The organism is Hydrogenophaga sp. A37 (assembly GCF_002001205.1).
In the GTDB taxonomy this organism is placed as follows: Bacteria; Pseudomonadota; Gammaproteobacteria; order Burkholderiales; family Burkholderiaceae_C; genus Hydrogenophaga.
Genome location: NZ_MUNZ01000162.1, coordinates 1 through 22472, shown reverse-complemented (window position 1 = coordinate 22472; position 22472 = coordinate 1). Strand labels below are relative to the sequence as shown.

The 22472-nt window shown below is 68.5% G+C and carries 21 protein-coding genes; 6 read left to right on the top strand and 15 right to left on the bottom strand.

Annotation, left to right across the window (positions count from 1 at the left end; genetic code table 11):
* Positions 1-4 precede the first annotated feature (4 nt).
* From B0E41_RS22035 to B0E41_RS22010, 6 genes are all read right to left on the bottom strand, one after another.
* Positions 5-634 carry a flavin reductase family protein gene (locus B0E41_RS22035; RefSeq protein ID WP_077334499.1) on the bottom strand — a complete coding sequence of 210 codons (630 nt, stop codon included), beginning with the start codon at positions 632-634 and terminating at the stop codon, positions 5-7.
* 600 nt (positions 635-1234) lie between these two features.
* On the bottom strand, positions 1235-1798 hold the full coding sequence (locus tag B0E41_RS22030; RefSeq protein WP_253195084.1) for a hemerythrin domain-containing protein: 564 nt from the start codon (positions 1796-1798) through the stop codon (positions 1235-1237).
* Positions 1795-2415 (bottom strand): nitroreductase family protein, encoded by a 621-nt coding sequence (locus tag B0E41_RS22025; protein WP_253195083.1) that lies wholly within the window; start codon positions 2413-2415, stop codon positions 1795-1797. The genes B0E41_RS22030 and B0E41_RS22025 overlap by 4 nt, the downstream gene beginning before the upstream one ends.
* A gap of 32 nt (positions 2416-2447) precedes the next feature.
* Positions 2448-3770: an NnrS family protein gene (locus tag B0E41_RS22020; protein WP_077334495.1), complete on the bottom strand. Its 1323-nt coding sequence runs from the start codon at positions 3768-3770 to the stop codon at positions 2448-2450.
* Positions 3767-6217, bottom strand: coding sequence for an adenosylcobalamin-dependent ribonucleoside-diphosphate reductase (locus tag B0E41_RS22015; RefSeq protein WP_077334493.1), 2451 nt, complete (start codon positions 6215-6217; stop codon positions 3767-3769). Before B0E41_RS22015 ends, B0E41_RS22020 begins: the two co-directional genes overlap by 4 nt.
* The gene (locus B0E41_RS22010; protein WP_290440861.1) at positions 6214-7509 is read right to left on the bottom strand and encodes a nitronate monooxygenase family protein; all 1296 of its coding nucleotides are present in this window, start codon (positions 7507-7509) and stop codon (positions 6214-6216) included. Before B0E41_RS22010 ends, B0E41_RS22015 begins: the two co-directional genes overlap by 4 nt.
* Positions 7510-7814: 305 nt before the next feature.
* Here B0E41_RS22010 and B0E41_RS22005 point away from each other — a divergent pair, with 305 nt between their 5' ends.
* Positions 7815-8432, top strand: coding sequence for a hemolysin III family protein (locus B0E41_RS22005; RefSeq protein WP_077334489.1), 618 nt, complete (start codon positions 7815-7817; stop codon positions 8430-8432).
* Between the two features lie 27 nt (positions 8433-8459).
* On the opposite strand, the gene B0E41_RS22000 is transcribed toward B0E41_RS22005, so the two are convergent.
* From B0E41_RS22000 to B0E41_RS21985, 4 genes are all read right to left on the bottom strand, one after another.
* Positions 8460-8825 carry a 6-carboxytetrahydropterin synthase gene (locus B0E41_RS22000; RefSeq protein ID WP_077334487.1) on the bottom strand — a complete coding sequence of 122 codons (366 nt, stop codon included), beginning with the start codon at positions 8823-8825 and terminating at the stop codon, positions 8460-8462.
* 13 nt (positions 8826-8838) lie between these two features.
* Positions 8839-9471 carry a 7-carboxy-7-deazaguanine synthase gene (gene queE, locus B0E41_RS21995; RefSeq protein ID WP_077334485.1) on the bottom strand — a complete coding sequence of 211 codons (633 nt, stop codon included), beginning with the start codon at positions 9469-9471 and terminating at the stop codon, positions 8839-8841.
* Between the two features lie 160 nt (positions 9472-9631).
* Positions 9632-10657 (bottom strand): LLM class flavin-dependent oxidoreductase, encoded by a 1026-nt coding sequence (locus B0E41_RS21990; protein ID WP_077334515.1) that lies wholly within the window; start codon positions 10655-10657, stop codon positions 9632-9634.
* 24 nt (positions 10658-10681) lie between these two features.
* Positions 10682-10888, bottom strand: a complete 207-nt coding sequence (locus B0E41_RS21985; RefSeq protein ID WP_077334483.1) for a hypothetical protein — start codon at positions 10886-10888, stop codon at positions 10682-10684.
* Between the two features lie 147 nt (positions 10889-11035).
* On the opposite strand from B0E41_RS21985, the gene B0E41_RS21980 reads away from it, so the two are divergent.
* The 3 genes from B0E41_RS21980 (at position 11036) to B0E41_RS21970 (ending at position 13156) form a co-directional block, all read left to right on the top strand.
* The gene (locus B0E41_RS21980) at positions 11036-12139 is read left to right on the top strand and encodes an alkene reductase (RefSeq protein WP_077334481.1); all 1104 of its coding nucleotides are present in this window, start codon (positions 11036-11038) and stop codon (positions 12137-12139) included.
* A 163-nt stretch (positions 12140-12302) separates the two neighbouring features.
* Positions 12303-12713, top strand: a complete 411-nt coding sequence (locus B0E41_RS21975; protein ID WP_077334479.1) for a SirB2 family protein — start codon at positions 12303-12305, stop codon at positions 12711-12713.
* Complete coding sequence (locus tag B0E41_RS21970; RefSeq protein WP_077334477.1) at positions 12710-13156, top strand: YbaN family protein; 447 nt, start codon at positions 12710-12712, stop codon at positions 13154-13156. The genes B0E41_RS21975 and B0E41_RS21970 overlap by 4 nt, the downstream gene beginning before the upstream one ends.
* A gap of 6 nt (positions 13157-13162) precedes the next feature.
* Here the strand turns inward: B0E41_RS21970 and B0E41_RS21965 are convergent, their stop codons facing one another.
* Positions 13163-14089, bottom strand: coding sequence for a LysR family transcriptional regulator (locus B0E41_RS21965; protein WP_077334475.1), 927 nt, complete (start codon positions 14087-14089; stop codon positions 13163-13165).
* A 127-nt stretch (positions 14090-14216) separates the two neighbouring features.
* Between B0E41_RS21965 and B0E41_RS21960 the strand changes: the two genes are divergently transcribed.
* On the top strand, positions 14217-15176 hold the full coding sequence (locus B0E41_RS21960; RefSeq protein WP_077334473.1) for a tripartite tricarboxylate transporter substrate binding protein: 960 nt from the start codon (positions 14217-14219) through the stop codon (positions 15174-15176).
* A 132-nt stretch (positions 15177-15308) separates the two neighbouring features.
* Positions 15309-17345, top strand: a complete 2037-nt coding sequence (locus B0E41_RS21955) for a 4-oxalomesaconate tautomerase (RefSeq protein WP_077334471.1) — start codon at positions 15309-15311, stop codon at positions 17343-17345.
* 40 nt (positions 17346-17385) lie between these two features.
* Here B0E41_RS21955 and B0E41_RS21950 read toward each other — a convergent pair whose 3' ends face one another.
* Genes B0E41_RS21950 through tkt form a run of 4 tightly spaced genes read right to left on the bottom strand, consistent with a single transcriptional unit; the run spans position 17386 to position 22349 of the window.
* The gene (locus B0E41_RS21950; RefSeq protein WP_077334469.1) at positions 17386-18582 is read right to left on the bottom strand and encodes a phosphoglycerate kinase; all 1197 of its coding nucleotides are present in this window, start codon (positions 18580-18582) and stop codon (positions 17386-17388) included.
* Positions 18583-18592: 10 nt separating this feature from the next.
* Positions 18593-19594, bottom strand: coding sequence for a type I glyceraldehyde-3-phosphate dehydrogenase (gap, locus tag B0E41_RS21945; RefSeq protein WP_077334467.1), 1002 nt, complete (start codon positions 19592-19594; stop codon positions 18593-18595).
* Between the two features lie 38 nt (positions 19595-19632).
* On the bottom strand, positions 19633-20340 hold the full coding sequence (locus tag B0E41_RS21940; protein ID WP_077334465.1) for an HAD family hydrolase: 708 nt from the start codon (positions 20338-20340) through the stop codon (positions 19633-19635).
* On the bottom strand, positions 20340-22349 hold the full coding sequence (gene tkt, locus B0E41_RS21935) for a transketolase (protein WP_253195081.1): 2010 nt from the start codon (positions 22347-22349) through the stop codon (positions 20340-20342). Before tkt ends, B0E41_RS21940 begins: the two co-directional genes overlap by 1 nt.
* Positions 22350-22472 lie beyond the last annotated feature (123 nt).

The following is a 22472-nucleotide window of genomic DNA, read 5'->3' as shown; positions in this document are numbered from 1 at the left end:
GGCATCAGAGCTGGTCGATGGTCGTCGAGGCTGACGAGACCTCGGCCATCTCGAACCGGTCGCCGCAGCGCGTGTAGAAGCTGGCCCCGAAGCGGCCCACCGGGTGGAACTCGCGCAGGTTCACGCGCCAGGCCTGCGTGTCCACCAGCCCGGCGCGCGCCGCGAGCCACTGCACCCGACCGAAGAACACGTAGCGGCTCTCGGTCTCCATGGTCTCGTGCAGCACGCACTCGAACGCCACCGGTGCTTCGGCGATGCGCGGCGGCTTCACAGTGGACGACGGCACCGGCGTCAGCCCGGTGGCCACCAGCTCGCTCACCTCCGGCGGCAGCGACTCACCACAGGCGTGCATCTGCGGCGCCATGGCTTCGTCGGCGATGTGCACGACGAACTCGCCCGAGGCCAGGATGTTCGCCGCCGTGTCCTTGAGGTGGCCGTCCTGCAGGCGGTTGATGCTCAGCATCACCAGCGGCGGCTCCTCGCCCACCATGTTGAACATGGAAAACGGCGCCGCATTGACCACGCCGTTGGCGCCCAACGTGGTCACCAGCGCAATCGGCCTCGGCACGATCAGACTGGCCATGAGCTTGTAGCGCTGGTAGGCGGTGAGACGGGAAAAGTCGATGTCGGTCATGGGGCGTGTTCCTTGGTGGCCAACAACACGCAAGGAGCGGGCCGGACCTGTACTGGCGTGGCAACAACGGGTCAACGTTGGCGTTCGGCCACAGCAGCGGAACAGCCAGGGTGCCCGTCATTGCCTTGTGCGGGCAACCGCTCACGCCACCAAGCGTAGCCGCCGGGCAGCCAGTTGCTTCTCGGACCTGCGGCAATTCGAGTCATGGCGAACTTGGACGAAAAGTCATCGGGCCCGAATCGGCGGACGTAAGTGGCGACCAGACGAAGCCGGATTCGGCGCTGTGCTGACTTGCCGGGAGAGGGGTGCAGCAGACGCTCGCGAGCTGTAGCGCCCCTGATGGCGCCACGCACACTCTCGCGAGGCATGAGCCACAAACGCCAGGGTTTGTGGCTCAGGTGCCGAAGCGGCCGACCATAGAAGCGTGACGAGTGCATTTCGCGGAGGCCTCACTTTGATTCAAATGACAAGCCGCAGGATACCCACCATCGACGTCGTCAAAAAAGGTCGCACCTCTTTCTGAAAACGCTGGCTGAATCAAGCCTGTCGCGTATGGCGCTGAACTCGTGAACAGGTTGAACAGATCCGGCGACCTGTGCGTCAATTCTTCACACCCCGCCGAGCCATCATGTCCGCGCTCATCGCCTGCAGCAACTCGCCCCGAATGACCGACCGAGCCGCCGGATACACCACCCCATCTTCGTCCAGCAAATGCCGCCGGTACAGCGCATCGTAGGCATCAAACCGCTGCTGGTCTTCCGCAGAAAACCCTGGCCAGCCCTCACCCGCCTCCACCAGCGCCAACAGCGCCGCACGCACCAGCGCCCACAACGCCTCCATCTCCCGATGGTCCTGCTTGAGCTGGATGACCACGGCCACCACGGCTGAGTCGCGCTGCGCGAGCAGGGGCGGGAACACGTGCAGCTCTTCGTCCTGGTGGTGCAGCGGGCCGGCCTGGTCGAAGTAGCGCATCACGTCGCGCGCGGCCTGCTGGCCCTGCTCGTCGGCGCCGTGGGTTTTGACGTGTTCGCGCAGCTTTCCGAGCAAGCCCAGCATGCGTTCGACACGCTCATGGCAGGCGCCGAGCATCTCGAACGGTGCCTCGAAACCGGCCGCCGGGGCGCGGTGCCCGGGCAGGCCGATCTGCACCTTGGTGCCGCTCACGGGGCGCCCCCGCCACCCAGCACGCTCAGGTAGGCCGACACCTGTGGCCGCACCCGCGCCGGCTTGCGTGAGGCCACGGTGCCGAAGCTGATGAAACACAGCGCCTGTTCGGCCGCGCCCAGGCCGAAGCAGGTCCGCAGCGGCTCCGACTTCAGCGCCTTGCCGCTGGTGAGCGCCGAGCCGAAGCCCAGCGCGGTGGCCATGAGCAGCATGTTCTGCACCGCACAACCGGCCGAGAGGATGCGTTCGTTCAGGTCCACCTCGGGATCGCCGCGCGCGCCGTCCACCACCGCCAGCAGCAGCAGCGGCGCCCGGAAGGCTTTCTCGCGCGCCTGCGCCAGCTGCTCGGGTGTGGCACCCGGATCACGCTCCCACAAGGCCTGAGCAAACACCTCGCCCAGCGTCGCGCGCTGCCCAGCCGGCACGAGAACGAAGCGCCAGGGCAGCAGTTGCAGGTGATCGGGCGCGGCGGCGGCGGCGGCCAGGATGGCCTGGGTCTGCGCGGCGTCCGGGCCCGGCGCCACCAGGCGCTTGGGCAACACGGTCTGGCGCGCCTGGATCAGCTCGCCGGCCACGAACCCCCAGTCGGGCGACGGCACATCGGCGGCAGCGTTCATGAGAGCAGAAGAAGGCATGGCAACACAAACACTCAACCGGGCCGGCCATCGGCGCGCAAGCGGCCGTACCAGCCGATCAGGCGCAAGCCCCACACGCCCATCACCCCGGCCCAGAGCAGCGCGGCGGCCGTCAGCACCCACGGGGACGCCCCCTCCAGGGCACCCGCCACGCGCAGCAGCACGGCCACCTGGAGCAGGCAGAACACCGACCAGACCAGCGCATCGGCCACCAGGGTGCGGCCGCTGTGGCCGCACGACACGCGCGTGACCATGGCCACCAGCAGCGAGCCCAGGCACCCCATGGTGAGCGCGTGCAGCGCCCCCAAGCCCAGGGCCGGCACGCCGGTGCGCAGGCCCAACAGCTGCGACAGCCCCGCCAGCACCAGGGACAGGCCCAGCCACAGGAAGCCCAGGTGCAGCATCGCCAGCAAGCGCACCTTGAGGCTCTGCACCAGGCCCCACGCGACGCCCAGCCAGAGCACCACCCCACCGGCCAGCAACTCGACCAGGCCCTGCACCAGCATCCAGCCCGGGGCGCTGGCCCAGCCGGCCGCGCCGACCCAGACCGCCAGCACCTCGAAGGCCGCGGCGCCCAGCAGAACCCACAGCACCCAGAACGGCCGCCAGGCCTCGACCATGGGCACGGCGCTGGAGGTGAAAAACGGAATCATGCGGTGCGCCACCACCAGGTAGGTCACCACCACAAAGCCCCACAGGCCGGTCAACACCAGGCTGCGGGCGAGGTCGATCGCGTCGACCAGCAAGGCGATCGCCAGGCCGGCGACGCACAGCGTGCCCACGGTGCCGGCCACCGCCACCACCGTGGCGTGCAGGCGGTCGGTGAGCGTGCTGCGCCGCACCAGGGCCCAGAAGCGCAGGTATTGCGCGCCCAGGCCGGCCGCCGCCAGCGTCGCACCCGCCACCGCGAGGCCGATGTGAGTGTGAGCCCCGACGAGCCAGAGCAGCCAGCCGGCGGCCTGCAGCAGCAGGGTGGGCACCAGTTCCCGGGAAACGGGGCCTTCCACACCCAGCCACTTGGGACCGGCGGTGAACAGGAAACCAGCAAAAAAGAGCGGCACGAAGCCAAAACTCATGACCGCGGCATGGGTGATCGTCGGGGACACCGCGTACCCCAGGCCGAAGGCCCCGGTGCTGCGGTCCACCTGCACCAGCGCCCACCACAGGCCCGAGGCCAGCAGCAGCAGCACCGCGAGGAAAAACGCCAGCCGGTGCGGCGCCAGCAGCAGGTGCTGCGGGCGCCAGGCGCTGCTCGGCCCCTGGCCGCCACCCTGCGCGCCGGCAGGCCCTGGCCGCACCGGGCGCAGGGGCACCACCGGGCGCGTGGTGGAGGTCATCCGCAGGTGCCGAGGTGGCCGCAGGAGGTGCAGTAGTCGCAGCCGTCCTTGCGGATCATGGCGTGCGCGCCGCACTCGGGGCACTTCTTGCCGGCCATCACGGCCGAGGGCGCGGCCATGCCGGGCAACTCGGGCGCGGCGGGTGCTTGCGGCGTGGCCACGGCCACTTCGTTCTGGTTGCGCCGCGCGATAATGTTTTGCAGCGCGAAGGCGATGGCCGCGACCTCGGAGTCGTGCCACATCGGCACGTGTGTGCCGTCGACCTTCTGGTAGGTGCCCAGGCGCACCGGGCCACGGTCCCATGCGACCTTGCGCATGTCGGAGAGCGCTCGGCCGAGGAAGCCGCCGCGCGCGGCCAGCGAGAGCATGCGCATGGTGGAGGTGATCCACTGCTGCGACTCGCCGTTCTGGCCCACGGGCATGAAGAACTCGATGGCGCGCTCGACCGTGCCCACACCGGCGGCGGCAGGCACCGGCAGGAACGAGACCACGATGTACAGCGTCTTGTGGCCCTCTTGCGTCCAGTACTCGATCTTGTCGGCCACGGCCGACAGCGCGCCCTTGGGGCGGCTCTCGATCACGGTGCGCATCGGGTCCACCGGCGCGGCGACCACGGGTGCCGCTTCGGCCTTGGCGTCGGTCGCGGCGCTGCCGGTGTCGAGCACCGAGCCGAGGATGCTGTTGGGCCGGTAGGTCGCCATGCCCTTGAGGTTGGCGCGCCAGGCCTTCTGGTACAGGCTCTTGAAGTCTTCAAACGGGTAGTCGGCCGCGACGTTGACCGTCTTGGAAATCGCGGTGTCCACGAAGGGCTGCACCGCTTCCATCATGGCGATGTGTTCGCCCGCGCTCATGGCCAGGGCGTTGACGAAGTAGTCGGGCAGCTGGTCCACGTCGCCGCCGAGTTCGCGGTACAGGCGCCAGGCGTGGTCTTCCACTGCGTACTCGCTGGTGGAGCCGTCGGCCTCGCGCTTCTTGCGGCGGTACATCCAGGAGAACGGTGGCTCGATGCCGTTGGAGGCGTTGTCGGCGAAGGCCAGGCTGACCGTGCCGGTGGGCGCGATGGACAGCAGGTGGCTGTTGCGCAGGCCGTTTTTGCGGATGGCCTTCTTGATCGCCTCGGGCAGGCGGCTGGCGAAGGTGCCAGGGGCCAGGTAGCCCTCGGCCTCGAATTTCGGGAACACGCCCTTTTCCTTGCCGAGATCGACCGAGGCCAGGTAGGCCGCGTCACGCATGCGCTCGGCGATCTGGGCGGCCACTCGGCGGCCTTCTTCGCGGTCGTAACGCACGCAGAGCATGGCCAGCGCATTGCCCATGCCGGTGAAGCCCACGCCGATGCGGCGCTTGGCGGCCGACTCTTCGCGCTGCTGCGGCAGCGGCCAGAAGGTCACTTCGAGCACGTTGTCGAGCGCGCGCACCTGGAGTGCCACGGCTTTTTCGAAGGCTTCGAAATCAAAGGCCGGTGCCCCGCCGAAACCGAACGGGTTCTGCACGAAGCGGGTCAGGATGATGGGGCCGAGGTCGCAGCAGCCGTAGGGCGGCAGCGGCTGTTCGCCACAAGGATTCGTCGCCGCAATCGTTTCGCAGTAATGCAGGTTGTTGTCGGTGCCGATCTTGTCGAGGAACAGGATGCCCGGCTCGGCGAAGTCGTAGGCCGACTTCATGATCGTGTCCCACAACTCGCGCGCGGCCAGGGTCTGGTAGACCCACTGGCCGTCGCTGCGCTGGTAGGCGCCTTTGTCGAGCAGCGTCTTGCCGGGGCGGGCCTTGTGCACCAGCTCCCAGGGCTGGTCGTTGCCCACGGCTTCCATGAAGGCGTCGGAGACGCCGACCGAGACGTTGAAGTTGTTCCAGCGGCCGGGCGTGCGCTTGGCGGTGATGAAATCCATCACGTCCGGATGGTCGATGCGCAACACGCCCATCTGAGCACCACGGCGCGCGCCCGCGCTCTCGACCGTCGAACACGACTGGTCGAACACGTTGATGTAGCTGCAGGGGCCGGACGCCATGGAGTGCGTGCCCTTGACCTCGGCGCCCCGAGGGCGGATGCGCGAAAAGTCGTAGCCCACGCCGCCGCCGCGCCGCATGGTTTCGGCCGCCTCGCGCAGCGCTTCATAGATGCCGGGATAGCCCTCGGCGTCCACGCCCTGGATCGCGTCGCCCACCGGCTGCACGAAACAATTGATCAGCGTGGCCTGGATGTCGGTGCCGGCGGCGCTCATGATGCGGCCCGCGCCGATGGCGCCGGCGTGCAGGTTGCCGAGGAAGGTTTGTTCCCACTCGGCCCGCGCTTCGGGCTTTTCCACGGAAGCGAGCGCTCGCGCCACGCGGCGGTACAGGTCTTCGACGCCGGTCTCGCCGGGCTTGAGGTATTTTTCTGCCAGGACGTCCTGGCTGATGGGTTGGGTTTGTGTCAGGTCCTGCGCGCGCAGGCTGTGGTCACGCTTCATGCGGTGGCTCCAGATTCGATGGGCAAAGGGGCGGTATTCTGCCCCAAAGCCGGGGACAGGCAGCCCCCCATCATCCACCACATCAGGTCGCGCACGGAACGGATGTCCTTGCCGAAAGGCAGGGTACCGGCCCCCCGGAAAAACAGACCTCTGTTTTCATCGCCTTCCATGGCGTGGCCCAGCTGCTGGTCGATGCAGAACTGGCCGATGCCCACCACGCCGTCGCGCAGGCCGCAGTGCGCCAGGCAATCGAACGACATGTTGCACTTTTTCTTGGCGTGCGCCGCCGCCTGGAGCTTGGGCTCGATGCGGATGTACTTGTCCAGCCAGGGTGTGCGCACCGCGCGCGCGGGCAGGCCGGCCACGCTCACGAACTCCACCACGTCTTCGGGTCGCGCCTCGGCCAGCACGCGCTTGAACACAGGGTCGGCGTCGCATTCCAGCGTGACGGCAAAGGCCGTGCCCATCTGCACCGCGCTCGCGCCCAAAGCCTGCAGGCGCAGGAGGTCTTGCCGGGAGCCGATGCCGCCGGCCGCGATCAGCGGGATTTTTCCCTCGATGCCGGCGGTCTTGAAGAATTCGAGCACGGCGGGAATCACCTGGTCGAACTCGAATCGCGCGTCCTGCAGATCGGCCACCTTGGCGGCCCCCAGGTGGCCGCCGGCCAGGCGCGGGTGCTCGATCACGATGGCGTCCGGCAGGCGGCCCTTTTTCTCCCACTTGCGCACCAGCAACTGCACGCCGCGCGCGTCCGAGAGGATGGGGATCAGCGCGGTTTTCGGGTGGTTCTTGGCGATCTCGGGCAGGTCCAGCGGCAGGCCGGCGCCCACCACCACCGCGTCGGCGCCGCTCTCCAGTGCCTGGCGCACGTAGATTTCATAGGCCGAGAGTGCCTTCATCACGTTGACCGCGATCAGGCCCCGGCCCTGGGCGATGCCGCGTGCGCGCTGAATCTCGCGGTCCAGCGCGATCAGGTTGGCGGTGTCGATGCGCTCTTTGGCGTCGGGCTCCTTGTCCAGGTGCTCGGTCTGCGCCATCAGGTCGGGGTGCAGGCGGCGCAGGTCCACCGACGACACCGTGCCCACCCCGCCCAGCGACGCCACCGCGCCCGCCAGGCCGCCGGCCGACACGCCCACGCCCATGCCGCCCTGCACCACAGGCACCAGCTCTTTGCCACCCAGGTGCCAGGTGCGCAGACCGCCCTCGCGCGCCTGGCGCAACAGCGCCTCGGCATGCGCGGCGGCTTCGCCGGTTTCAGGCGGCTGAGCCCCCATGTCATCTCGTGCATTCATCGTGTCGTTCCGGTTGTGCGGCGCAAAAAAACCGCATTTGGAGCCTACCGGCGAAGGGGCGGGAGCGCCTTGTCCTGCATCAAGAACCGCCCTCGACCGGTCCAGACCCGGCCGACGAACGGTCAACCGCGCCCACCCATGCGGGGTGGCGTACCCTGCGGCTTTCTGCGCTCCCTGCATCCGCGCTCAACGCAGCCTCGAGGACCACCGAATGACACCCACTCCGGCATTTTTTCACCCCATCCCGCCGTGCCAGCCCGTGTTCGGTGGCCACGCAGCCACAGAACCCGCCACCGCCTGACACCATGGTCTCCGGCGAACGCTTCAACAGCATCAGCCACCTCGTGGGGGCGGTGCTGGCCGTGGTCGCTGCGGTCGTGCTCATCACCAGCGCGTCGCTCAAGGGCGACCCCTGGCGCATCGTGGGTTTCAGCGTCTACGGTGCCACGCTGGTGGCGCTTTATGTGGCGTCCACGCTGTACCACGCGCTGGGCGGCCGGGCCAAGGCCGTGTTTCAGAAGCTGGACCACTGCAGCATCTACCTGCTGATCGCGGGCACGTACACGCCCTTTGCGCTGGTTTCGCTCAACGGCCCCTGGGGCTGGTCGCTGCTGGGCGTGGTCTGGGGGCTGGCGGTGGTGGGCATCGCGCAAGAAATCTGGCTCGCGCGTGGCGCACGGGTGATGTCGCTGGTGATCTACGTGCTCATGGGCTGGCTTGCACTGGTGGCGGTGGCGCCGCTGTGGCAGGCGCTGGGCCAGGCCGGTTTTGCCTGGCTGGCCACCGGTGGCGCCCTCTACACCCTGGGCATCGTCTTCTACGCCACCGACCACAAGCTGCGCCACGGTCACGGCATCTGGCACCTGTTCGTGCTGGCCGGCAGCACCTGCCACTTTTTCACCTTGCTGCGGTACGTGGCCTGAGAGATTGAGCGCCTCCCGGGGGCGGTCCTACCGGCGCAACCGGCAGGTGTCGCCGCTGGCCTCGCGGCGCACCTCCACGCAGTCCAGCTGCTGCGCGTGGTGCACCTCCATCGCGCGCCAGATGAAGGCACAGAGGTTTTCCAGCGTGGCCGGGCCGATCTCGGCCACCTCGTCGAGGAAACGGTGGTCCAGCGCCAGGCGCAGGGTTTCGATGTGGCCGCGCAGATGGGCCAGATCGACCAGCATGCCACTGTCCGGGTCGGGCTCGCCCGCCAGCGTGACCTCGGCGATGTAGGTGTGGCCGTGGATGCGCAGGCTGGGCTCCACCTCAATCTTGCGGCGCAAGGTGTGGGCGGCCTCGAAATAAAAGCTCTGGCTCAGTTCGTATCTCATCTCAATCCATCTCTCATCTGATCCCGAGCACTTTGTGCGTCTGCACCGACAGCCGCCAGCGCGGGTCGGCCAGGCACAGTGCGGTGGCCAGCTCGGTGTTGCGGCGCGCCAGTGGGCCGTCCATGGCCTGCAGGAAGTGGTGTTCAAAAGGCAGACCGGCCAGTGCGTCCAGGTCCAGTCCGTCCTGCGGCACCACCACCTTGAGCTCCTGCCCGCGGGTGAGCATCAGCGGGGCGCCGGCTTTGGGGCTCACGCACACCCAGTCCAGCCCGGCGGGCGGTGCCAGCGTGCCATTGGTTTCCAACGCGATCGTGAAGCCACGCGCGTGCAACGCGCCGGTCAGAGCCTCGTCCACCTGCAGCAGTGGCTCGCCCCCAGTCAGCACCACCAGCCCAGGGGCAGCGCCGGCGGGCCACTGCCCGGCGACCACGTCGGCCAGGGCACCGGCGCTGGCGAACTTGCCGCCCAGCGTGCCGTCGGTGCCCACGAAATCGGTGTCGCAGAAGGTGCAGACGGCGCTGGCGCGGTCTTCCTCGCGCCCGCTCCAGAGGTTGCAACCGGCAAAGCGGCAGAACACCGCGGCGCGACCGGCGTTGGCGCCCTCGCCCTGCAGGGTGTAGAAGATTTCCTTGACGCTGTAGGTCATGGTGAAAGCCGGGTGGGCCGCGAAACAGGCGGCGCCCGGGGATGGTCAAAGAGGCCGGTATTGTCCGCCACCGGCCACAGGGAACCGCTGCTCCGCTTCGGCACGTCGGCGCAGCGCGACCGCTGACGCGCCACAACTCGACGGCGCAAAGCCCCGCCTCTCAGGCCGCCACCGGCTCTCGCACCGCCGCTGCCGCGATGTCCATGGAGCGCAGGCGCAGCGCCGGGTCGAACACGTCGCTCACCATCATGAACTCGTCGGCCTGGGTGGCATGGGCGAGCTGCTGCAGGCCGGCGCGCACGGTGTCGGGCCCGCCCACCACCGCGCAAGCCAGGAAGTCGGCGATGCCGGAACGCGCTTGCGGGTCCAGCCGCTCCAGGAAGCCCGCCACCGGGGCGGGCAGCTGACCGCGCTGGCCGGTCAGGATGCCGAGCACGCGCTGGTAGGTGCTGCTGGCCAGGAAATCGGCCTCGTCGTCGGTGGGCGCGGCGATCAGCGGCACGCCGACGACCACATAGGGCTTGTCGAGCACCGCCGAGGGTTTGAAGTTGTGGCGGTACATATCCAGCGCCTGCAGCAAATAGCGCGGCGCGAAATGCGAGGCAAAGGCGTAGGGCAGGCCGCGCTCGGCCGCCAGCTGGGCCGAAAACAGGCTCGATCCCAGCAGCCAGATCGGCACGTGCGTGCCGGCGCCCGGCATGGCGATGAGCTTCTGGCCCGGCACCGCATCGCCCAGCAGGCGCTGCAACTCCATCACGTCGCGCGGAAAGTCCTCTTCGGTTTCGCGCCGGTCGCGGCGCAGCGCGCGCATGGTCATCGGGTCGGTGCCGGGTGCGCGGCCCAGGCCGAGGTCGATGCGGCCAGGGTAGAGCTCGGCCAGCGTGCCGAAGGCCTCGGCCACCACCAGCGGCGCATGGTTGGGCAGCATCACGCCACCCGAGCCCACGCGCATCGTCTTTGTGGCGCCTGCGATGTGGCCCACCAGCACGGCCGTGGCCGAGCTGGCGATGCCGCTCATGTTGTGGTGTTCGGCCAGCCAGTAGCGCGTGAAGCCCAGGGCTTCGGCGTGTTGGGCCGTGCGGCGAGCGATGGCCAGCGCGTCGGCCACCGTGCCGCCCTCGCGCACGGCCACGAGGTCAAGCAGAGAGAGGCGGATGTCTTGCAGGGGCTTGGGCATGGGATTCATGAGCTGCATTGTCAGAGCTTTGCCTCAGGCTGGTCTGAGGCCACGCGAAAGACACCCCACGGTGGACCTCTTTTGCCCTTCCAGCGCTGGGTCGCAGGGATTGAGCAGCAGGCCTTCCGTTTCGGTCAGGAACACCGTCTGACCCTTTTCCAGCCGCAGGCGGGACAGCACCTCTCCGGGGAGGAGGACGCCAACAGAGTTGCCGATCTTCATGAGTTTGAGGGTGTGCATGGTGGAGCGTCTGAAGGCAGGCAAAGTTATACCGTTCGTCATCGCTTGATGAAACACCCGGCGTGGGGTCACCGTCCGTCGGCGACTGCTCGCGGGCAGCGAGGCGTAGACTGGGCCGCACCTCCATTCCCGCCGCCGTTCCCATCCATGACCACCCTTTTTGAACCCCTGCAAGTCGGCGCCCTCCGGCTCGCCAACCGCATCGTCATGGCGCCGCTCACGCGCAACCGCGCACCCGAAGCCATCCCCACACCGCTGATGGCCGAGTACTACGCCCAGCGCGCCAGCGCCGGCCTGCTGATCACCGAGGCCACCGCCATCACCCAGCAGGGCCAGGGCTATTCCGACGTGCCCGGCCTGTACGGCACCGAGCAGCTCGACGGCTGGAAGCGCGTGACGCAGGCGGTGCACGAGGCCGGCGGCAAGATCGTGGTGCAGCTCTGGCACGTGGGCCGAGTCTCGCACCTTGAGCTGCAGCCGCACTTCGTGAAGCCGGTCGCGCCCTCGGCCATCCGTGCCCACACCAAGACCGTGCTGATCAAGGACGGCGTGCCGATCTTCGTGGACACCTCCGAGCCACGCGCGCTCGACGCCGAAGAAATCCCCGGCATCGTGCAGGACTACCGCCACGCCGCGCTCAATGCGATCACGGCAGGCTTCGACGGTGTGGAAATCCACGCCGCCAATGGCTACCTGATCGACCAGTTCCTGAAGACCAGCAGCAACCACCGCAAGGACGACTACGGCGGCAGCATCGCCAACCGCGCGCGCCTGCTTCTCGAAGTGGTGGCCGCCGTGACAGACGCCATCGGCGGTGGGCGCACCGGCATCCGGCTCTCGCCGGTGACCCCGGCCAACGACGTGGTCGATGCCCACCCGCAGCCGTTGTTCGACCATGTGGTGCGCAAGCTCGCGTCGTACCAACTGGCCTATCTGCACCTGATCGAAGGCGCCACCGGCGGCCCGCGCGAGCTGCCCGAACGCCCCTTTGACTACGCCGAACTCAAGGCCACCTACCGTGCGGCCGGCGGCCAGGGCGCCTGGATGGTGAACAACGGCTACGACCTGCCACTGGCCCAGCAGGCGCTGGTCGATGGCGCCGACCTCGTGGCCTTCGGCAAACCCTACATCGCCAACCCCGACCTGGTGGCGCGCCTGCGCGCGGGCGGCCCGTTCAACACGCCGGACAAAGCCACCTTCTACGGTGGCGGCGCGGAGGGCTACACCGACTACCCCGCCCTGGGAGGGTAAGCGCCCCCAAGCGTCCCGCGCCTTTGTCGGCGCGGACCGGGGCTCCGCCGCTGCGCGGGTCGCTGCCCCCCGAGGGGGCTGGGACCCGCCTTGGGGCGGCCCGGCGGCTGGCCCGATGGCCCCCACACTCCACCGCTGCGCGCCGACCTATGATGCGCAGACCATGCCTTCCCCTGAATGGGTCGCCGCCCTCTATCCCTGGCTCCTGCCGCTGCACATCACCCTCGTGACACTCAGCGTGTCGTTGTTTGCGGCACGGGGCGTCGGCGTGCTGGCCGGGCAGGCCTGGCCGATGCAGGGCTGGGCGCGCGGCCTGAGCCCGATGCTGGACTCGCTGCTGCTGCTCGCGGGCGGCTCGCTGTGGTGGCTGCGGCAGCTCAACCCCACGCAGGACCACTGGCTGCTGGCAAAGCTGGTGCTGCTGATCGTCTACATCGGGCTCGGCACCCTGGCGCTCAAGCGGGCACCGACGCGGATGGCCAAGGCCTTGTGTTTCGTCGCCGCACTGGCCGTCGTGGGCTTCATGGCCAGCATCGCGGTGGCGCACCATCCCATGGGCCTGTTCGCGCCATGAGCGAGGCGCCACGCCGTTCCCTTGCGGGCCCGCTCAACCCCCCGAGCAAGGCGCCCACGCCCCACCGCTCGCGGTTGGTGCGCGGTCTGCTGTGGGTGGCGGGATCGGTGGCGCTGCTGCTGGGCATCGTGGGCGTGGTGCTGCCGGGCCTGCCGACCACACCCTTCGTGCTGCTGGCCGCCGCCTGCTACGCCAAGGCCTCGCCGCGGCTGCACACCTGGCTGCTCAACCACCGCCTCACCGGCCCGATGCTGCGCGACTGGGAAAGCGACCGCAGCCTGACGCGCCGCAGCAAGGCCATCGCCGTCGGGTCGATGCTGCTGATGGTGAGTGTCTCGATCTGGCACTTTCAGGGCCGCGTGGCGGTGCAGCTGGTGCTGCTGGTCACGGCCGCCATCGGCGCCGGGGTGATGCTGCGCATCCCGACGCGCAAGCCTAAATAGGCGCCTCTAGGCGCGCGCCGTCCTGCGCCGGCGCGGCGGGCCGGTCTGCATCTCGGCACAGAGGTTGTAGAACTCCTGCGCGGCCGGCGTGAGCACGGTGGAGCGCCGCTTGATCAGGCCCACCATGCGTTTGACCACCGGGTCCACCAGCGGCACGCTGACCAGCAGCGGGTGGTCCTTGGCCGGCATGGCCATCGAGGGCACGACCGCCACGCCCAGCCCCGCTTCCACCAGACCGATCATGGTCGTGCCGTGCCGCGTTTCGTACAGGCTCTGCGGCTGCCCGGCCATGCCCGCCAGCGCCTGGTCGAGCAGCAGGCGGTTGCCCGAGACCTTGTCGGCCGCGATGTAGTCGTGCTGCGCCAGCTCGGCCCAGCGCACCTGGCGCTTCTTGGCCAGCGGGTGGTCGCGCCGGCAGGCCGCCACGAACTGCTCTTCCTTCAGCGGCCTGAACTCCACGTCGGCCTCCTGCGAGCCGACGAAATTGAGGCCAAAATCGGCCTCGCCGCGCGCCACCGCGAGCAGCACCGCGTTGGCGCTCTCGTCGATGATCTTGATGCGCACGCGCGGGTAGCGCTCGTGGTAACGCGCGATCACACTGGAGAGAAAGTAGTTCACCGCCGAGGGCACGGCCGCGATGGTGACCTCGCCCATGCGCGTGGCCGCCACACCGCGGATGCCGAGCAGCGTGGTGTCGAGCGCGTCGAGGATCTGGCGCAGCTGACGGTCAAAATCGCGCCCCACCACCGTCAGGCTGACGCGGCGTGTGCTGCGCTCCAGCAGCCGCACACCCAGCGCCTGCTCCAGCTTGTCGATGCGCCGGCTGAACGCCGGCTGAGAGATGTGAACCGACTCGGCGGCCTTGCGGAAGCTGCCGAGTTCGGCCACGGCACGGAAGGCGAACAGGTCGTTGAGATCGAAGTGCGCGGACATGGAATGGACCGGATGGGGTGATTTTGATTGATGCACATTGTGGATCAATCGATCCCAACTATGCAATTCACAGATGTCTTTGATCGCTGGATGATTCGCCCACTTTCAACCCACAGGAGACAAACCCATGAACACCACACGGATCGCGATCACCCTCGCCCTCGCCGCCGCCTTCGCCCCCGCCGCGATGGCCTTTCCCACCAAGACCATCACCATCGTCGTGCCCACCGCCGCCGGTGGCGGCAACGACCTGATGGCGCGCACCATCGCGCAGAAGCTGGGCACGCTGCTGGGCCAGAGCGTGATCGTGGAGAACAAGGCCGGCGCCAACGGCGCGCTGGCCAGCGAATTCGTGGCGCGCGCCACGCCCGATGGCCACACGCTGATGCTGGGCTACATCGCCACCCACGCCATGAACCCCGCGCTGCAGAAGCTGCGCTACGACCCGGTGACCGATTTCGAACCCGTGGGCCTGGTGGGCTACTCCGGCACGCTGCTGGTGGCCAACGCTGCCACACCGGTGAAGGACGTGAAGGACCTCGTGGCCCAGCTCAAGGCCAAGCCCGAGCGCTACGTGTACGCCACCGCCGGCAACGGCACGGCGCCGCACTTTGCGGGCGAGCTGTTCAAGATGAACGCGGGTGTGGAGATGATCAGCGTGCCCTACAAGGGAGCGGCGCCGGCGGTGAACGACACCATCGGCGGCCAGACGCAGTTCATGTTCCCCAGCCTGTTCACCGCGCTGCCGCACGTCAAGGGCGGCAAGCTCAAGGCACTGGCCATCGCCGGCCCCAAGCGCTCGCCCTTGCTGCCCGATGTGCCCACCATGAAGGAAGCCGGTGTGGACGGCGTCGAGGTGCAGCAGTGGTACGCCCTCTTCGCGCCGGGCAAGACGCCCAAGGACGTGGTGAACAAAATCAACCAGGCGCTCAACACCGTGCTGACCGACAAGGACGTGGTCAAGCGCATGGAGGACCACGGCGCCGACGTGGAGACCAGCACGCCCGAGCAGCTGGGCAGCCTGGTCAAGAGCGAGCTGGTGAAGTGGAAGGCCGTGGTGGTGAAGGCCAAGCTGACGGCAGATTGAGTTGCCCCCCCGCGCCGCTTCGCGTCACCCCCCCCGGGGGGGGCGGCACTGGCCGTCTGGCGAAGCCAGCCCGGCGGTGCACTGGACCACACCCGCGCGGATCAGCGCTGCCCACCCACCCTTGAACACGCCATGTCCCTCTCCATCCCCTGTGTCCTGATGCGCGCCGGCACTTCGCGCGGCCCCTTTTTCCTGCGCGACTGGCTGCCCGAAGGCGACGAGGCGCGTGACCAGGCGCTGATCGGCGCCATCGGTGCCTCCGACCCGTTGCAGCTCGACGGCCTGGGTGGCGGCAGCACGCTCAACAGCAAGGTCGCCATCGTCTCGCGCGCCACCCGGCCCGACTGCGACCTCGACTACCTGTTCGCCCAGGTCGGCGTGGGCCACCGCTCGGTGGACACACGGCCCAACTGCGGCAACATGCTCTCGGGCGTGGCGCCCTTCGCCATCGAGCAGGGCCTGATCACCGCGCAGGACGGCCACACCACGGTGCGCATCCACAACGTGAACACCGGCTCGCAGATCGAGGTCACGGTGTGCACGCCCGGCGGCAAGGTCACCTACGAGGGCGACGCGCGCATCGACGGCGTGGCCGGCACGGCGGCGCCCATCCTGCTGAACTTCCTCGACGCCTGGGGCGCGGTCACCGGCCAGGTGTTTCCCACCGGCCAGCGCATTGACACCATCGACGGGTTGGAGGTGACCTGCATCGACGCGGCCATGCCGCTGATGATGCTGCGCGCCGCCGACCTCGGCCTCACCGGCCGCGAGCGCCCGGCCGAGCTGGACGCCAACACCGCCCTGCTCGCGCGCATCGAGGCGCTGCGCTTGGAGGCCGGTCGGCGCATGGGTCTGGGCGATGTGTCGGGCAGCGTGATCCCCAAACCGGTGCTGGTGAGCGCGGGCGACTCGCCCGAGAGCATCACCTCGCGCTACTTCACGCCGCACAAATGCCACGCCTCACACGCCGTCACCGGCGCCATTGGCGTGGCCACCGCCTTTGCACTGCCCGGCACCGTGGCCAGCGGCATCGCGCGCCCGGCGGGGCGTCATGCGCTGGTGGTGTTGCACCCGGCGGGGCAGATCGACGTGGCCGTGGACCTGGAGGGCGAGGGCGAGCGCATCGAGATCAAGAGCGCCGCGCTGGTGCGCACCGCGCGCAAGATCATGCAGGGCATGCTGCACCTGCCGGGCTACGTGTTCCCGCCCGCCGCGCCGGCCGAGGCCAGCACGACCGCGCCACAGGGCGTGGCGGTGCGCAGCTTCCCGCAGCGCGAACTGCACGTCATCGTGCCCACCAGCGCGGGCGGCGGCAACGACACCATGGCGCGCACGCTCACCCGCAAGCTGGGGCCCCTGCTGGGTCAGCCGCTGGTGGTGGACAACCGCGCGGGCGCCAATGGCAGCATCGCCAGTGAGTACGTGGCCGCCGCCGATGCAGACGGCCACACCCTGCTGTTCGGCTACATCGCCACGCACGGCATCAACCCGGCGCTGCAGAAGCTGCGCTACGACCCGGTGATCGACTTCTCGCCCATCGGTCTGATCGGATATTCACCCACGCTGCTGGTGGTGCCGGCCGCCCTGCCAGTGAACAGCGTGGCGGAGCTGGTGCGCCTGCTGCGCGACGCGCCGGCGCCGCTGGCCTACGCGTCGGCCGGCGAGGGCACGGTGCCACATTTCGCGGCCGAGCTGTTCCAGCTGCAAACCGGCACGCGGCTCAAGCGCGTGGACTTCGCGGGCGCCGCGCCGGCCATCGCCGACGTGGCCAACGGCCTGGTGCAACTCATGTTCCCCAGCCTGTTCACCGCGCAGCCCTATCTGCGCAGTGGTCGCCTGAAGGCGCTGGCGGTGGCCGGCAATGAGCGCCTGCCGGCCTGGCCCGAGGTGCCCACATTGATGGAGGCGGGCGTGCCCGGTGTGTCGCTCACGCAGTGGTACGCGCTGTTCGCGCCGGCCAAGACACCGCACGCGGTGACGCGCCAGCTGAACACCGCGCTCAACACGGTGCTGAAAGACCCGGACGTGGTGGCGCGCATGGAGGCCGATGGCGCACAGGTGCAGACCTCCACCCCTGGTGAGCTGCACGACCTGCTGCTGGCGGAGGGGGAGCGCTGGCAATCGGTGGTGCGTCAGACGGGTTTGCGGCTGGACATGGTGGTGGAGTGAACTGAACTCCCCGACGCGCTGCACGCGAGCGTGGCCACCATCAGCCCTTGGCGCGGCGCGCCAGCACCTCAAACGCCGGCAAGGTCTTGCCTTCCAGCACTTCGAGAAAAGCGCCACCACCGGTGGAGATGTAGCCCACGTCTTTCTCGATGCCGTACTTGGCAATCGCGGCCAGCGTGTCGCCACCACCGGCGATGCTGAAGGCGCTGCTCTCGGCAATCGCCTGCGCAATGACCTTGGTGCCGTTCTCGAAGGCGGCGAACTCGAACACGCCCACCGGGCCGTTCCACACGATGGTGCCGGCCTTCTTCAGCTGCTCGGCCAGCAGCTGCGCCGTCTCAGGGCCGATGTCCAGGATCAGGTCGTCGTCGGCCACGTCGGTCGCGGCTTTCACCGTGGCCACGGCGTCGGGGCTGAAGCTCTTGGCACAGACCACATCGGTCGGGATCGGCACGGCCGCGCCGCGCGCTTTCATGGCCGAGATCACGGCGGTGGCTTCGCCCAGCAGGTCGGGCTCGGCCAAGCTCTTACCGATCTTCAGACCGGCCGCGAGCATGAAGGTGTTGGCGATGCCGCCGCCGACGATCAGGCCGTCCACGTTTTTCGCCAGGGCCTGCAGGATGGTGAGCTTGGTGCTGACCTTGCTGCCGGCGACGATGGCGATCAGCGGACGTTTGGGGTTGGCAAGGGCTTTGCCGATGGCGTCCATCTCGGCCGCCAGCAGCGGGCCGGCCGAGGCGATGGGCGCCGTCTCGGCGATGCCGTAGGTCGTGCCTTCGGCGCGGTGCGCGGTGCCGAAGGCGTCGTGCACGAAGATGTCGCAGAGCTTGCCGAGTTTGGCGGCGAGCTCGGGTTTGTTCTTCTTCTCGCCGACGTTGAGGCGGCAGTTCTCCAGCATGACCACCTCGCCGGGGGCGACCGAGAAGTCGCCGTCCACCCAGTTGGCCACGACGCGGATGTTGCGGTTCATCAACTGACCCAAACGCGCGGCCACGGGCGCCAGCGAGTCTTCGGGTTTGAACTCGCCTTCGGTGGGGCGGCCGAGGTGGCTGGTCACCATGACGGCGGCCCCGGCGTCCAGCGCCATCTGGATGGCCGGGATGCTGGCGCGGATTCGGGTGTCTTCGGTGATGCGGCCGGCATCGTCTTGCGGCACGTTGAGGTCGGCACGGATGAAGACGCGTTTGTCGCCAGCGAAGCCGCTCGCGCACACGTCGCTGAAACGGAGGAACTTCATGCCGCCCTCCTCAACCACGGCCGACCACGCGCGCCATCTCCAGGCACTTGTTCGAGTAGCCCCACTCGTTGTCGTACCAGGCCACCACCTTCACGAAGGTGCTGTCCAGCGCAATGCCGGCGTCGGCGTCGAACACGCTGGTGTAGGTCTCGCCACGGAAGTCGGTCGCCACCACCTTGTCGGTGGTGTAACCCAGCACGCCCTTCAAGGCGCCTTCGCTCTGCGCCTTCATCTCGGCGCAGATCTCGGCGTAGCTGGCTTCGCTGTTCAGCTCCACCGTCAGGTCCACCACCGACACGTCGCTGGTCGGCACGCGGAAGCTCATGCCGGTGAGCTTCTTGTTCAGCTCGGGGATCACCACGCCCACGGCCTTGGCCGCGCCGGTGCTGGAAGGAATGATGTTTTCCAGGATGCCGCGGCCGCCACGCCAGTCTTTGTTGCTCGGGCCGTCCACGGTCTTCTGCGTGGCGGTGGCCGCGTGCACCGTGGTCATCAGGCCGCGCTTGATGCCCCACTTGTCGTTCAGCACCTTGGCCACGGGGGCCAGGCAGTTGGTGGTGCAGCTGGCGTTGCTGATGATGGCCTGGCCGGCGTAGGTCTTGTCGTTCACGCCGTAGACGAACATGGGCGTGTCGTCTTTGGAGGGCGCGGACAGGATGACCTTCTTGGCGCCGGCGTCCAGGTGTTTCTGGGCCGTGACCTTGTCGAGAAACAGGCCGGTGGACTCGATGACGATGTCGGCACCGACGTCGGCCCACTTGAGGTTGGCGGGGTCGCGCTCTTGCGTCAGGCGGATGGTCTTGCCGTTGACGACGATGTTGCCGCCTTCGACCTTGACGGTGCCTTTGAAGCGGCCGTGCACGCTGTCGTACTGCAGCATGTAGGCGAGGTAGTCGGGTTCGAGCAGGTCGTTGATGGCGACGACTTCGATGTCGGCGAAGTTCTGGATCGCGCTGCGCAGCACGTTGCGCCCGATGCGGCCGAAGCCGTTGATACCGATCTTGATGGTCATGGTGGTTCTGTCTCCGAAGTGATGAATAAGAAAGGCGTTCAGGTGCTGGCCGTGGTGTCGCGGGCCGGCAGCCCGGTGGTCAACGCCGAAAAATCGGGGATCACGCGGTCGGGCCCGCAGGCCTCGATGGGCTCGCCCATGTTGTAGCCATAGGGCAGCGCCCACACGGCAATGCCACCGTTGCGTGCGGTGGCCACGTCGATGCTGGAGTCGCCCACGAAGAGCGCGCGCCCGGGCGCCACGCCAAAGCGCTGAAGGCAGTCGGCGATGCCCGCCGGGTTGGGTTTTTTCACCGGCAGCGTGTCGCCGCTGATCACGTGGTCAAACAACGGCGCCAGCTGGTGGGCGTCGAGAACGGTCCGGGTGTAGCGGCCTTCCTTGTTGGTCATCACCACCAGCTTCAGACCCGCCGCGCGCAGCGCCTGCAGGGTTTCGCGCACATGGGGGTAGAGGCGGCTGCGTGTGCCGCATCGCCGCTGGTAGTGCTTGCCGAACTCTGCTTCGATGAGCTTGAAGCTGTCGGACTGGCGCACCGTGTCGGCGGTGGTGTTGCCGGTGGCAGCGATCGCCTGGATCAGCAGCTCGCGCGTGCCGTGGCCGATCCAGTCATTCACCTGTGGCTGGGTCACGGCCGGCAGATCGAAACGCGAGAGCGTGTCGTTCACCGCGTCGGCGATCTCGGGCGCGGTCTCGATCAGCGTGCCGTCGAGGTCGAACAGGATCAGGTCGTAAGGGAAGGCGCTCATCACACGCGATCCTTGACTGCCACCACCACCGCCGAAGCGGTGATGCCGAAGTGCGCGTACAAGTCTTTCGCGGGTGCCGACTCGCCGAACGTGGCGATGCCCACCACCGCGCCGGTGCGGCCCACGTACTTGCGCCAGAAGTCCGGGTGCGCGGCCTCCACCGCCACGATGGGCAGGGCCAGCGGCAGCACGCTGTCCTGGTACGCGATGGGCTGGCGGTCAAACACGTTGCTGCAAGGCATGGACACCACGCGGGTGCTGATGCCTTCGGCGGCGAGGGCGGCATGGGCCTCCATGGCCAGCGAGGTTTCGGAACCGGTGGCCACGATCACGGCCTTGGGGTTCACGCCCTCGGCCAGCACATAACCGCCCTGGCGGATCTTTTCGACCATGGACACGTCGCTCAGGCGCGGCAGGTTCTGGCGCGAGAGGCAGAGCGCGCTCGGGCCGTCACGGCGCTCGATGGCGCTGGCCCAGGCCACGGCGGTCTCCAGGCCATCGGCCGGGCGCCACACGTCCAGACCCGGGATGATGCGCAGGCTCGGCACGTGTTCGACGGACTGGTGCGTCGGGCCGTCTTCGCCGAGGCCGATGGAGTCGTGCGTGAACACGTGGATCACGCGCTGCTTCATCAGCGCGGCCATGCGGATCGCGTTGCGGCTGTAGTCGCTGAACGTGAGGAAGGTGCCGCCGTAGGGGATGTAGCCGCCGTGCAGGGCCATGCCGTTCATGATCGCGGCCATGCCGAACTCGCGCACGCCGTAGCTCATGTGGTTGCCCCACACGTCGCGGCCTGCCTTCACGCAGCCCTTGAAGTTGGTGAGGTTGGAACCGGTCAGGTCGGCGCTGCCGCCGAAGAACTCGGGCACCAGCGGGGCCAGCACGTCGAGCGCGTTCTGGCTGGCCTTGCGGGTGGCGAAGGCGTCGGCCTTGGCGGCGATGGCTTCCAGCACCTCGGGCAGCTTCTCGGCAAATGCGGGCAGCAGATCACCGGCCATGCGGCGCTCGAACTCGGCGGCCTCCAGTGGGTGCTGCGTGCGGTAGGCCTCGAAGCGATGGCGCCAAGCCCGTTCGGCCACGGCGCCGCGGTCGGTGGCGTTCCAGGCGCTTGCAATCTCGGTCGGAATTTCAAACGGCGCCGCCGTCCAGCGCAGCGCGTCGCGTGTTGCCTGCACCTCGGCCGCGCCCAGGGCGGCGCCGTGCACGTCGTGCGTGCCCGCCTTGTTGGGCGAGCCCATTCCGATCACGGTCTTGCAGCAGATCAGCGTGGGCTTGCCGTCGGCGCGGGCGCCCTGCTCTTTCGCCTCCAGCAGCGCGGCTTCGATGGCGGCGGGGTCGTGGCCGTCCACGTTGGGGATCACGTGCCAGCCGTAGGCGTCGAAGCGCTGGGGCGTGTCGTCGGTGAACCAGCCTTCGACGTGGCCGTCGATGGAGATGCCGTTGTCGTCGTAGAACGCCACCAGCTTCGAGAGGCGCAGCGTGCCGGCCAGCGAACAGGCCTCGTGGCTGATGCCTTCCATCAGGCAGCCGTCACCCAGGAAGGCATAGGTGAAGTGGTCCACCACCGCATGGCCTTCTCTGTTGAATTCCTGCGCCAGCAGCTTCTCGGCCAGCGCCATGCCCACCGCGTTGCTGATGCCCTGGCCCAGCGGGCCGGTGGTGGTTTCCACACCAGGGGTGACGCCCACCTCGGGGTGTCCCGCCGTCTTGCTGTGCAACTGGCGGAAGTTTTTCAGCTCGCTCATCGGCAGGTCGTAGCCGGTGAGGTGCAGCAGCGCGTAGATCAGCATCGAGCCGTGGCCGTTGGAGAGCACGAAGCGGTCGCGGTCGGGCCAGTGCGGATTCGCCGGGTTGTGCTTGAGGTGGCGGTTCCACAGCACCTCGGCAATGTCGGCCATGCCCATGGGCGCGCCGGGGTGGCCGCTCTTGGCCTTTTCCACCGCGTCCACGGCGAGCATGCGGATGGCGTTCGCCATCTGGCGGGCGAGTTCGGGGGAGGGGTTGTTCATGGGGCGTGTCCTGAGCGGTGTTCGGTGAATGGGTTCCTGGTGGCGTCTTGGCTGGCGGGCCCCCACCCCTGCCCTCCCCCAGCGGGGGAGGGAGCCATGCGGGGAAGTGCTTGTCTTCGCTCC